Genomic DNA, 12224 nt, shown 5'->3' with positions numbered 1-12224 from the left:
AAACACAGATGCCACTACGCCCTTTTATCGCCAGTCTGCTGCTGATAGTCAGCGCCAGCGCGATCGCCGAAACCCAGGTCATTACCCTGCAAAACCGCACCAGCGCCAGCCTGCTGCCGATAGCCCGGGACTATATCGGCATCACCGGAAAAGTAAGCGCCTACGGCAATCAACTGATCGTCGACGCCCCGGCAGCGAGAATCCAGAGCCTGCAGGAGCTGCTGGCCAAGCTCGACAAGCCGGCCCGGCGCTTGCTGATCAGTGTTGATACCAGCGATAACAGCCCGCCCGACAGCAATGCCCGGGTCTACAGCACCGCCAGCCGGGAAGGTGGCACCCAACAGATTCAAGCCACAGAAGGCGTACCCGCCCTGATCCAGACGGGCAGCACCGTGCCACTGACCAGCAGCCAGACCGATGCCTATGGCCGCATGCTGAGCCAGACCGATTACCGCGATGTAACCCGCGGGTTTTACGTCACCGCCAACGTCACGGGAAATACCGTACATCTGTCCATCCGTACAAATCGTGACCGAATGAGCCAGGAGCGTTCTGATGTAGTGGAAACACAAAGTACCGACACAGAAGTCAGCGGCCCCCTGGGCCAATGGATAACCCTGGCCGGCATCAGCGGCCGCAATTTATCCCGCCAATCGCCCACAACCCGCACCTACTCTACTCAAAGTCGGGATGACATGACTGTACGAGTGAAAGTCGACGCACTCGACCAAAAGGGCCAAAACTGACTGACGAGTCGTTTTTCCGCAATTATGTAGTGTTATTAAAAAAGCACTACAAAACATTTGACGCCTCAAAAATGCAAGGGCATGATGGCCCCGCTCCCGCTGATCAGAGGCCCTGCAAAGGCCCTGGGGCCAGTACCGCCCATAGCGAGCAGCCATTCACGCACTCACTTCAAACAACATTGTTGTGTGCCTGGTGGAGCAACCATTTTTCAACCCAGACCTATGCGACGAGGTTTATCTCCATGGCACTGACACGCGAACAGCAAATTGCAGCCCTTGAAAAAGACTGGGCCGAAAACCCACGCTGGAAAGGCGTGACTCGCGATTACTCCGCTGCTGACGTGGTCCGCCTGCGCGGCTCGGTTCAACCCGAGCACACCTTTGCAAAAATGGGTGCCGACAAGCTGTGGAAACTGGTGACACAGGGCGCACACCCGTCCTTCCGTCCTGAGAAAGATTTCGTCAACTGCATGGGCGCCCTGACCGGGGGCCAAGCGGTTCAACAGGTTAAAGCCGGTATCCAGGCTATTTACCTGTCGGGTTGGCAAGTGGCGGCAGACAACAACTCTGCCGAATCCATGTACCCGGATCAGTCGCTGTACCCGGTGGACTCCGTTCCAACCGTGGTCAAGCGCATCAACAACTCGTTCCGCCGCGCCGACCAGATCCAGTGGAAAGCCGGTAAAAACCCGGGCGACCAGGGCTATATCGACTACTTCGCACCGATCGTGGCAGACGCTGAAGCCGGTTTCGGCGGTGTTCTCAACGCTTACGAACTGATGAAAAGCATGATCGAGGCAGGCGCCGCAGGCGTTCACTTCGAAGATCAGCTGGCCTCGGTTAAAAAATGCGGGCACATGGGCGGCAAGGTACTGGTACCGACCCAGGAAGCTGTGCAAAAGCTGACCGCTGCTCGTCTGGCCGCCGACGTTGCAGGCACACCGACGATCATTCTGGCCCGCACCGACGCCAACGCCGCCGACCTGCTGACCTCTGATTGCGACCCGTACGATCAGCCGTTCGTAACCGGTGAACGCACCAAGGAAGGCTTCTACAAAGTACGCGCCGGCCTGGATCAAGCCATCGCTCGCGGCCTGGCGTATGCGCCTTATGCCGACCTGATCTGGTGCGAAACTGCAAAGCCTGACCTGGACGAAGCCCGTCGCTTTGCCGAAGCGATCAAAAAGGAATACCCGGACCAACTGCTGTCGTACAACTGCTCGCCTTCCTTCAACTGGAAGAAAAACCTGGACGACGCGACCATCGCCAAGTTCCAGCGCGAACTGTCGGCAATGGGCTACAAGCACCAGTTCATCACCCTGGCGGGCATCCACAACATGTGGCACAGCATGTTCAACCTGGCGCACGACTACGCCCGCAACGACATGACTGCCTACGTAAAACTGCAAGAGCAGGAATTCGCTGACGCCGCCAAGGGTTACACCTTTGTGGCTCACCAGCAGGAAGTGGGCACCGGCTACTTCGACGACATGACCACCGTGATCCAGGGTGGGTCGTCTTCGGTCACTGCCCTGACCGGTTCGACTGAAGAAGAACAGTTCCACTGATAGTGGAACCACGGCCATTGCCCGGCTCGTAAAGCAAAAACGCAATGCCTCGCACATGACGCCCCGACTGGCTCGGGGCGTTTTTTTGCCTGCGAACTCCCATTACCACCACCAAATACCAAACGTAGTCGCTGCCGAGGAACGAAGGCTGCGAGCTTTTGATTTTCATGGCGGCATATAAACAGCTCGCAGCCTTCGTTCCTCGGCAGCGACTACGGGATCAGAAAGGTGAGTTGGATCAGAAGAATCAGGAATCAGGAATCAGGAATCAGGAATCAGGCCCATCCGACAAAACCCTGACCCAGATCCATAACCGAAAACAGAAACCGGGTTAAAAAGCCAAGTTCAAAACTTGCGAAGTGCGCTTATATAAGCCAACTTCAACCGGTACAAAGCACCGCGCCGCACTTAAACAATATTGATTATCATTTAGAGTTGCTGTTGTTGATTACCGGCGCTGTAAAACATAATCAACAAAACTCGCTGTAATGCCCGTGCCACAAGGCTTACAGCACATTCCAGGAAGGCCATACCACTAAAGGACTGAATTAATTCATCTTAGAAAATTTACTTGCTGGGTGTTTAGCCATAAAATCCCGGCAATCAATAGCACTGCGACATAACGTCACTGCTTTATTACCTTTTTAAGCTCAGAGACCTTTGCTCTCTGTTAAGGATTTCCAGCATGCCCGAAGCGACAGGACTCATAGCCCACAACTGGGGCTTTGCCATTTTCCTTCTCGGCGTTGTCGGCCTCTGCGCCTTCATGCTCGGTGTCTCCAGCCTCCTCGGGTCAAAAGCCTGGGGTCGCAGCAAAAACGAACCGTTCGAGTCCGGCATGCTACCCACCGGTGGCGCCCGCTTGCGGCTCTCAGCCAAATTCTATCTGGTCGCGATGCTGTTCGTGATCTTCGATATCGAAGCCCTCTATCTCTTTGCATGGTCTGTGTCTGTTCGCGAAAGCGGCTGGACCGGATTCGTCGAAGCTCTCGTTTTCATAGCAATTCTGTTGGCAGGCCTTGTCTACCTATTTCGGGTGGGTGCTCTTGATTGGGCACCGGAAGCTCGTCGTAAGCGGCAGGCCAAGCTGAAACAATGAGGCTTTGGCAATGCAATACGAACTCACCAGGATCGACCCGGATGCTCCTAACGAGCAATACCCGATCGGCACACGGGAAACCGTTGCCGATCCGTTAGAAGATCAAGTCCACAAAAACATCTTCATGGGCAAGCTGGAAGACGTGCTGAACGGCACGGTCAACTGGGGGCGTAAAAACTCCCTGTGGCCGTACAACTTCGGCCTGTCCTGCTGCTACGTGGAAATGACTACCGCCTTCACGGCGCCCCACGACATCGCACGCTTTGGCGCCGAAGTTATCCGGGCATCGCCGCGTCAGGCGGATTTCATGGTTATTGCCGGTACCTGCTTCATCAAGATGGCGCCGATCATTCAGCGTCTCTATGAGCAAATGCTTGAGCCTAAGTGGGTTATTTCCATGGGTTCTTGCGCCAACTCCGGTGGCATGTACGACATCTACTCCGTGGTTCAAGGGGTCGACAAGTTCCTGCCCGTGGACGTTTACGTGCCAGGCTGCCCACCCCGCCCTGAGGCTTTTCTGCAAGGCTTGATGCTCTTGCAAGAGTCGATTGGCCAGGAGCGTCGCCCACTTTCCTGGGTTGTCGGCGAGCAAGGCGTTTACCGCGCCGAGATGCCGTCCCAAAAGGAACAGCGCCGTGAACAGCGTATTCAGGTAACCAACCTGCGCAGCCCCGACGAAGTCTGATCCAGCACCGTTTCTATCAATAGAACGAAACCCTGGCTTCATTCTTTACGTTGACCGAAAGCGATAAAAAAACCATGACTACAGGCTCCGCTCTGTACATCCCGCCTTACAAGGCTGACGACCAAGATGTGGTTGTCGAACTCAATACCCGCTTTGGCCCTGAGGCGTTCACCGCCCAGGCCACGCGCACCGGCATGCCGGTGCTTTGGGTTACCCGCGCAAAACTGGTTGAAGTCCTGACCTTCCTGCGCAACCTGCCAAAACCTTACGTCATGCTCTATGACCTGCACGGTGTAGACGAACGTCTGCGTACCAAGCGTCAGGGCCTGCCATCGGGTGCGGACTTCACCGTCTTCTATCACCTGATGTCGCTTGAACGTAATAGTGACGTAATGATCAAGGTCGCCTTGTCCGAGAGCGACCTCAGCGTACCGACCGTGACCGGTATCTGGCCGAACGCCAACTGGTACGAGCGCGAAGTCTGGGACATGTTCGGCATCGACTTCAAAGGCCACCCTCACCTGTCGCGCATCATGATGCCGCCGACCTGGGAAGGTCACCCGCTGCGCAAGGACTTCCCGGCCCGTGCCACCGAGTTCGACCCGTACAGCCTGACCCTGGCCAAGGTGCAACTGGAAGAAGAAGCCGCACGCTTCCGTCCAGAAGACTGGGGCATGAAACGTTCGGGCGAAAACGAGGACTACATGTTCCTCAACCTGGGTCCGAACCACCCTTCGGCCCACGGTGCCTTCCGTATCATCCTGCAGCTGGACGGTGAAGAGATCGTCGACTGCGTGCCAGACGTCGGCTACCACCACCGTGGTGCCGAGAAAATGGCAGAGCGCCAGTCCTGGCACAGCTTCATCCCGTACACCGACCGTATCGACTACCTCGGCGGCGTGATGAACAACCTGCCGTACGTGCTCTCGGTCGAGAAGCTGGCCGGCATCAAGGTTCCGGATCGGGTCGATACCATCCGCATCATGATGGCCGAGTTCTTCCGCATCACCAGCCACCTGCTGTTCCTGGGTACTTACATCCAGGACGTGGGCGCCATGACCCCGGTGTTCTTCACCTTCACCGACCGTCAGCGCGCCTACAAAGTGATCGAAGCCATCACCGGTTTCCGTCTGCACCCGGCCTGGTACCGCATCGGCGGCGTTGCACACGACCTGCCCCGCGGTTGGGAAAAGCTGGTTCAGGAATTCATCGACTGGATGCCAAAGCGCCTGGACGAGTACCAGAAAGCCGCTCTGGACAACAGCATCCTGCGTGGCCGTACCATCGGCGTTGCCGCCTACAACACCAAAGAGGCCCTGGAATGGGGCGTCACCGGTGCTGGCTTGCGTTCGACCGGCTGTGATTTCGACATCCGTAAAGCGCGCCCGTATTCCGGCTACGAGAACTTCGAGTTCGAAGTCCCGCTGGCAGCCAACGGCGATGCCTACGATCGTTGCATCGTGCGTGTCGAAGAAATGCGTCAGAGCCTGAAAATCATCGAGCAGTGCATGCGCAACATGCCGGCAGGCCCGTACAAGGCGGATCACCCGCTGACCACGCCGCCGCCTAAAGAGCGCACGCTGCAGCACATCGAGACCTTGATCACGCACTTCCTGCAAGTTTCGTGGGGCCCGGTCATGCCGGCCAACGAATCCTTCCAGATGATCGAAGCGACCAAGGGCATCAACAGTTATTACCTGACGAGCGATGGCGGCACCATGAGCTACCGCACCCGGATTCGTACTCCAAGCTTCCCGCACCTGCAACAGATCCCTTCGGTGATCAAAGGTGAAATGGTCGCGGACTTGATTGCGTACCTGGGTAGTATCGATTTCGTTATGGCCGACGTGGACCGCTAAGCATGAACAGCACGCTTATCCAGACAGACCGTTTCGCCCTGAGCGAAACCGAGCGCTCGGCCATCGAGCACGAGATGCATCACTACGAAGATCCACGCGCAGCGTCGATCGAAGCCCTGAAGATCGTTCAGAAGGAACGCGGCTGGGTGCCGGACGGCGCGATTTACGCCATCGGCGAACTGCTGGGCATCCCTGCCAGCGACGTTGAAGGTGTGGCTACGTTCTACAGCCAGATCTTCCGCCAGCCCGTTGGCCGTCACATCATCCGCGTGTGCGACAGCATGGTCTGCTACATCGGCGGCCACGAATCCGTGGTTGGCGAAATCCAGAACAAGCTGGGCATCGGCCTGGGCCAGACCACTGCGGACGGCCGCTTCACGCTGCTGCCGGTGTGCTGCCTGGGCAACTGCGACAAGGCGCCGGCGTTGATGATCGACGACGACACATTCGGTGACGTGCAGCCTGCTGGCGTCGCCACGTTGCTGGAGGCCTACCCATGAGCCTGACTTCTTTCGGCCCTGCCAACCTGATCAAGCGTTCGGCAGAAACCCACCCCCTGACCTGGCGTCTGCGTGACGACGGCGAGCCGGTGTGGCTCGACGAATACCAGGCCAAGGACGGTTACGCCGCTGCGCGCAAGGCATTCGCTGACATGGCCCAGGACGACATCGTCCAGACCGTGAAAGACGCTGGCCTCAAGGGTCGCGGCGGTGCGGGCTTCCCCACGGGCGTGAAGTGGGGGCTGATGCCAAAAGATGAGTCCATGAACATCCGTTACCTGTTGTGTAACGCCGATGAAATGGAACCCAACACCTGGAAAGACCGCATGCTGATGGAGCAACTGCCCCATCTGCTCATCGAAGGCATGCTGATCAGTGCCCGTGCGCTCAAAACCTACCGCGGCTATATCTTCCTGCGTGGCGAATACACCACGGCTGCAGTGCACCTGCGCCGTGCTGTCGAAGAAGCCAAGGCAGCAGGCCTGCTGGGCAAGAATATTCTGGGCTCGGGGTTTGACTTCGAACTGTTCGTTCACACCGGCGCCGGGCGTTACATCTGCGGCGAAGAAACCGCACTGATCAACTCCCTCGAAGGCCGTCGCGCCAACCCGCGCTCCAAGCCGCCGTTCCCGGCTGCCGTGGGCGTATGGGGCAAGCCGACCTGCGTGAACAACGTTGAAACCCTGTGCAACGTACCGGCCATCATCGGCAACGGCGTTGACTGGTACAAATCCCTCGCCCGCGAAGGCAGCGAAGACCACGGCACCAAGCTGATGGGCTTCTCCGGCAAAGTGAAGAACCCTGGCCTGTGGGAACTGCCGTTCGGCGTGACCGCTCGCGAACTGTTCGAAGACTACGCTGGCGGCATGCGCGACGGCTTCAAGCTCAAGTGCTGGCAGCCAGGTGGCGCCGGTACCGGGTTCCTGCTGCCGGAGCACCTTGACGCACAAATGTACGCCGGTGGTATCGCCAAGGTCGGCACCCGTATGGGTACTGGCCTGGCAATGGCCGTCGACGACAGCGTCAACATGGTCTCCCTGCTGCGCAACATGGAACAGTTCTTCGCTCGCGAATCGTGCGGTTTCTGCACCCCTTGCCGTGATGGTCTGCCGTGGAGCGTCAAGCTCCTGATGGCGATTGAACACGGCGAAGGTCAGCCCGGCGATATCGAGACCCTGCTGGGTCTGGTCGGCTTCCTCGGCCCTGGCAAGACGTTCTGTGCTCACGCACCGGGTGCCGTGGAGCCTTTGGGCAGCGCGATCAAGTATTTCCGTCCAGAGTTCGAAGCCGGCATTGCGCAAGCAAAACCCGGTGTACCGCCTCTGGCACGCCCGATTGTAATCGGCGCGTAACGCTCTGTAGGAGAGCGGTCCGTGCCGCTCTTTGATCGTTCGATAACGCCGTGAGGCTGAGTTGTTTCGAACGCATAACAAGATTCCATTAGCCACGCCCGCTGACACCGGGCCAACGAAGACCTTTGAACAATGGCCACTATCCACGTAGACGGCAAAGATCTCGAAGTCGATGGGGCAGACAACCTGTTACAGGCGTGTCTGTCGCTGGGCCTCGATATCCCGTATTTCTGCTGGCACCCTGCCCTGGGCAGTGTTGGCGCTTGTCGCCAATGCGCCGTCAAGCAGTACACCGACGAGAACGACAAGCGTGGTCGTATCGTCATGTCATGCATGACCCCGGCCACCGACGGTAGCTGGATCTCCATCGACGACGAAGAGGCGAAAGTGTTTCGCGCCAGCGTTGTTGAATGGCTGATGACCAACCACCCGCACGACTGCCCGGTGTGCGAAGAAGGCGGTCACTGTCACCTGCAAGACATGACCGTGATGACCGGCCACAACGAGCGCCGTTATCGCTTCACCAAGCGTACCCACCAGAACCAGCAACTGGGCCCGTTCATTTCTCACGAGATGAACCGCTGCATCGCCTGCTATCGCTGTGTACGCTTCTATAAAGACTACGCTGGCGGCACTGACCTGGGCGTATTCGGTGCCCACGACAACGTGTACTTCGGTCGCGTTGAAGACGGCGTGCTCGAAAGCGAGTTCTCGGGCAACCTCACCGAAGTCTGCCCGACCGGTGTGTTCACCGACAAAACCCACTCCGAGCGCTACAACCGCAAGTGGGACATGCAGTTTGCACCGAGCATCTGCCACGGTTGCTCCAGCGGCTGCAACATCAGCCCGGGCGAGCGTTATGGGGAACTGCGTCGCATCGAAAACCGCTTCAACGGTTCGGTCAACCAGTACTTCCTGTGTGACCGTGGTCGTTTCGGCTATGGCTACGTCAACCGCACCGATCGTCCACGTCAGCCACTGCTGGCCGACGGCACCAAGCTGAGCCTGGACAACGCGCTGGATAAAGCCGCTGACCTGCTACGCGGTCGCAACATTGTCGGTATCGGTTCGCCACGGGCCAGCCTCGAAAGCAACTACGCGTTGCGCGAACTGGTCGGCGCCGAGCACTTCTACTCGGGCATCGAAGCCGGTGAGCTGGAGCGCATCCGCCTGGTGCTGCAAGTATTGAAAGACAGCCCGCTGCCAGTGCCGAACATGCGCGAGATCGAAGATCACGACGCCATTTTCGTCCTCGGCGAAGACCTGACCCAGACCGCCGCCCGCATGGCGCTGTCACTGCGTCAATCGGTCAAGGGCAAGGCTGAGGACATGGCCGACGCCATGCGCGTTCAGCCGTGGCTCGATGCCGCCGTGAAAAACATCGGCCAGCACGCGCTGAACCCGCTGTTTATCGCAAGCCTGGCTGAAACCAAGCTCGATGACGTGGCTGAAGAATGCGTACACGCTGCGCCGGATGACTTGGCCCGTATCGGTTTCGCCGTGGCTCACGCCCTCGACGCCAGCGCCCCTGCCGTTGCCGGCCTGGACGCTGAAGCACTGGAGCTGGCCAAGCGCATCGCCGACGCCCTGCTCGCGGCCAAACGCCCATTGATCATTGCCGGTACTTCCCTGGGCTCCAAGGCCCTGATCGAAGCGGCAGGCAACATCGCCAAAGCCCTGCACCTGCGTGAAAAAGCCGGTTCCATCAGCCTCGTCGTGCCGGAAGCCAACAGCCTCGGCCTGGCCATGCTGGGTGGCGATTCGGTAGATGCAGCCCTGCAAGCGGTGATCGACGGTAAAGCCGACGCCATCGTGGTACTGGAAAACGACCTGTTCACCCGCGTCGACGCCGTCAAGGTCAACGCCGCGCTGGACGCTGCCAAAGTGGTGATCGTTGCCGACCACCAGAAGACGGCCACCACCGACCGTGCCGACCTGGTACTGCCGGCAGCCAGCTTCGCTGAAGGCGACGGTACTCTGGTCAGCCAGGAAGGCCGCGCCCAGCGCTTCTTCCAGGTCTTCGACCCGACTTATCTGGACGCCAGCATCCTGGTTCACGAAGGCTGGCGCTGGTTGCATGCCCTGCGCAGCACCCTGCTGAACAAGCCGGTTGACTGGACCTTGCTCGACCACGTCACGCAAGCCACTGCTGCAAGCACACCTGCACTGGCCCGCATCGTTGATGCCGCGCCGTCTGCTGCGTTCCGCATCAAGGGCATGAAACTGGCTCGCGAACCGCTGCGTTACAGCGGCCGTACCGCCATGCGTGCCAACATCAGCGTGCACGAACCTCGTACCCCGCAAGACCCGGATACCGCGTTCGCCTTCTCCATGGAAGGTTACTCGGGCTCCGTCGAACCGCGCCAGCAAGTACCGTTCGCCTGGTCGCCGGGCTGGAACTCGCCACAAGCGTGGAACAAGTTCCAGGACGAAGTGGGTGGTCATATCCGCGCTGGCGACCCGGGCACCCGCCTGATCGAAAGCACAGGTGATTCGCTGAGCTGGTTCGCCAACATCCCGGGCGCATTCAACCCGGCACGTGGCACCTGGCAAGTCGTGCCGTTCTTCCACCTGCTGGGCAGCGAAGAGAACTCTTCCAAAGCCGCGCCGGTTCAGGAACGCATTCCGGCTGCCTACATCGCACTGGCCAAATCCGAAGCCGACCGTCTGGGTGTCAATGATGGCGCGCTGCTCAGCCTGAACGTTGCCGGCGTGACCCTGCGTCTGCCGCTGCGTATCAATGAAGAGCTGGGTTCAGGTCTGGTGGCATTGCCAGCAGGCCTCGCCGGTATCCCGCCTGCGATCTTTGGCCTTACCGTTGACGGTTTGCAGGAGGCAGCCCAATGACCTGGTTCACCCCTGAAGTGATCGACGTGATTATCTCGGTGCTCAAAGCCGTGGTCATCCTGCTCGCCGTCGTGGTGTGCGGCGCGCTGCTCAGCTGGGTCGAGCGTCGCCTGCTGGCCTTGTGGCAAGACCGTTACGGTCCGAACCGCGTGGGCCCGTTCGGCGCGTTCCAGATCGCCGCCGACATGATCAAGATGTTCTTCAAGGAAGACTGGACCCCACCGTTTGCCGACAAGGTGATCTTCACCCTGGCACCGGTTGTGGCCATGAGCGCCTTGCTGATCGCCTTCGCGATTATCCCGATCACCCCGACCTGGGGCGTGGCGGATCTGAACGTCGGTATCCTGTTCTTCTTCGCGATGGCCGGCCTGTCGGTCTATGCGGTGTTGTTTGCAGGCTGGTCGAGCAACAACAAGTTCGCGCTGCTGGGTGCCTTGCGCGCCTCGGCACAGACGGTTTCCTACGAAGTGTTCATGGGCCTGGCGCTGATGGGCATCGTGGTGCAGGTTGGCTCGTTCAACATGCGCGACATCGTTGAGTACCAGGCGCAGAACCTGTGGTTCATCATTCCGCAGATCTTCGGTTTCCTGACCTTCTTCATCGCAGGCGTGGCCGTGACTCACCGTCACCCCTTCGACCAGCCAGAAGCAGAACAGGAACTGGCCGATGGTTACCACATTGAATACGCCGGCATGAAATGGGGCATGTTCTTCGTCGGTGAATACATCGGGATCGTGTTGATCTCGGCGTTGCTGGTGACTTTGTTCTTCGGTGGCTGGCACGGGCCTTTCGGCATCCTGCCGCAGATCCCGTTTATCTGGTTCGCCCTGAAGACCGCGTTTTTCATCATGATCTTCATCCTGTTGCGCGCTTCTATTCCGCGCCCACGGTATGACCAAGTGATGGACTTCAGCTGGAAGTTCTGCCTGCCGCTGACCCTGATCAATTTGCTGGTGACCGCCGCAGTCGTGTTGTTGAACACGCCTGCCGGCGCGGTTCAGTGAGGATAGAGACCCATGTTCAAGTACCTGTTTGACATCGTGCATGGCACCTACACCCAGCTTCGCAGCTTGGTGATGGTCTTTGGCCATGCCTTCCGCAAGCGTGACACGCTGCAATACCCGGAAGAACCGGTCTACCTGCCACCGCGCTACCGTGGCCGGATTGTCCTGACCCGCGACCCGGACGGCGAAGAGCGTTGTGTAGCCTGTAACCTGTGCGCTGTCGCGTGCCCGGTAGGCTGCATCTCGCTGCAAAAAGCCGAAACCGAAGATGGTCGTTGGTACCCGGAGTTCTTCCGCATCAACTTCTCACGCTGCATTTTTTGCGGCCTGTGTGAGGAAGCCTGCCCGACCACCGCGATCCAGCTGACACCGGATTTCGAGATGGCCGAGTTCAAACGTCAGGATCTGGTGTACGAGAAAGAAGATCTGCTGATCTCCGGTCCCGGTAAGAACCCTGATTACAACTTCTATCGTGTTGCGGGTATGGCCGTTGAGGGCAAGCCGAAAGGCGCTGCCCAGAACGAAGCCGAGCCGATCAACGTGAAGAGCTTGCTGCCTTAAGGA

10 protein-coding genes are annotated in these 12224 nt (G+C 58.9%); all 10 read left to right on the top strand.

Translation table 11 applies throughout. The annotated features are described in order from the left end of the window. Positions 1 to 8: 8 nt before the first annotated feature. The 10 genes from VSQ83_RS07525 to nuoI all read left to right on the top strand — a co-directional run bounded on the left by VSQ83_RS07525 (position 9) and on the right by nuoI (position 12221). Positions 9 to 746 carry a secretin N-terminal domain-containing protein gene (locus tag VSQ83_RS07525; RefSeq protein ID WP_133078162.1) on the top strand — a complete coding sequence of 246 codons (738 nt, stop codon included), beginning with the start codon at positions 9 to 11 and terminating at the stop codon, positions 744 to 746. 242 nt (positions 747 to 988) lie between these two features. Next, entirely contained in the window at positions 989 to 2314 is a 1326-nt protein-coding gene (gene aceA, locus VSQ83_RS07520; RefSeq protein ID WP_003446991.1) for an isocitrate lyase, read from the top strand. 685 nt (positions 2315 to 2999) lie between these two features. After that, positions 3000 to 3413: an NADH-quinone oxidoreductase subunit A gene (locus tag VSQ83_RS07515; RefSeq protein WP_048358577.1), complete on the top strand. Its 414-nt coding sequence runs from the start codon at positions 3000 to 3002 to the stop codon at positions 3411 to 3413. A gap of 10 nt (positions 3414 to 3423) precedes the next feature. Then, positions 3424 to 4098, top strand: a complete 675-nt coding sequence (locus VSQ83_RS07510; protein WP_016780200.1) for a NuoB/complex I 20 kDa subunit family protein — start codon at positions 3424 to 3426, stop codon at positions 4096 to 4098. A gap of 74 nt (positions 4099 to 4172) precedes the next feature. Further along, a complete protein-coding gene (gene nuoC / locus VSQ83_RS07505) occupies positions 4173 to 5957 on the top strand; it encodes an NADH-quinone oxidoreductase subunit C/D (RefSeq protein WP_019828515.1) in 1785 nt (594 codons plus the stop codon). Between the two features lie 2 nt (positions 5958 to 5959). Further along, entirely contained in the window at positions 5960 to 6457 is a 498-nt protein-coding gene (gene nuoE, locus VSQ83_RS07500; protein WP_016780198.1) for an NADH-quinone oxidoreductase subunit NuoE, read from the top strand. After that, positions 6454 to 7809: an NADH-quinone oxidoreductase subunit NuoF gene (nuoF, locus tag VSQ83_RS07495; protein ID WP_086796175.1), complete on the top strand. Its 1356-nt coding sequence runs from the start codon at positions 6454 to 6456 to the stop codon at positions 7807 to 7809. Before nuoE ends, nuoF begins: the two co-directional genes overlap by 4 nt. A 132-nt stretch (positions 7810 to 7941) precedes the next feature. Continuing rightward, positions 7942 to 10656 carry an NADH-quinone oxidoreductase subunit NuoG gene (gene nuoG / locus VSQ83_RS07490; RefSeq protein ID WP_326425900.1) on the top strand — a complete coding sequence of 905 codons (2715 nt, stop codon included), beginning with the start codon at positions 7942 to 7944 and terminating at the stop codon, positions 10654 to 10656. Beyond that, on the top strand, positions 10653 to 11660 hold the full coding sequence (nuoH, locus tag VSQ83_RS07485; RefSeq protein WP_019828518.1) for an NADH-quinone oxidoreductase subunit NuoH: 1008 nt from the start codon (positions 10653 to 10655) through the stop codon (positions 11658 to 11660). Before nuoG ends, nuoH begins: the two co-directional genes overlap by 4 nt. A 12-nt stretch (positions 11661 to 11672) precedes the next feature. Next, positions 11673 to 12221, top strand: coding sequence for an NADH-quinone oxidoreductase subunit NuoI (nuoI, locus tag VSQ83_RS07480; RefSeq protein ID WP_016780194.1), 549 nt, complete (start codon positions 11673 to 11675; stop codon positions 12219 to 12221). Positions 12222 to 12224: the final 3 nt, after the last annotated feature.

This window comes from Pseudomonas sp. DSV-1 (assembly GCF_035830915.1).
Classification (GTDB): domain Bacteria; phylum Pseudomonadota; class Gammaproteobacteria; order Pseudomonadales; family Pseudomonadaceae; genus Aquipseudomonas.
Note: the sequence above shows the minus strand (reverse complement) of the source record. Positions and strands in the feature narration are given on the sequence as shown.

Coding starts and splice junctions, on each gene's coding strand:
- VSQ83_RS07525 (WP_133078162.1), top strand. CDS start 9: ATGCCACTACGCCCTTTTATCGCCAGTCTGCTGCTGATAGTCAGCGCC.
- aceA (WP_003446991.1), top strand. CDS start 989: ATGGCACTGACACGCGAACAGCAAATTGCAGCCCTTGAAAAAGACTGG.
- VSQ83_RS07515 (WP_048358577.1), top strand. CDS start 3,000: ATGCCCGAAGCGACAGGACTCATAGCCCACAACTGGGGCTTTGCCATT.
- VSQ83_RS07510 (WP_016780200.1), top strand. CDS start 3,424: ATGCAATACGAACTCACCAGGATCGACCCGGATGCTCCTAACGAGCAA.
- nuoC (WP_019828515.1), top strand. CDS start 4,173: ATGACTACAGGCTCCGCTCTGTACATCCCGCCTTACAAGGCTGACGAC.
- nuoE (WP_016780198.1), top strand. CDS start 5,960: ATGAACAGCACGCTTATCCAGACAGACCGTTTCGCCCTGAGCGAAACC.
- nuoF (WP_086796175.1), top strand. CDS start 6,454: ATGAGCCTGACTTCTTTCGGCCCTGCCAACCTGATCAAGCGTTCGGCA.
- nuoG (WP_326425900.1), top strand. CDS start 7,942: ATGGCCACTATCCACGTAGACGGCAAAGATCTCGAAGTCGATGGGGCA.
- nuoH (WP_019828518.1), top strand. CDS start 10,653: ATGACCTGGTTCACCCCTGAAGTGATCGACGTGATTATCTCGGTGCTC.
- nuoI (WP_016780194.1), top strand. CDS start 11,673: ATGTTCAAGTACCTGTTTGACATCGTGCATGGCACCTACACCCAGCTT.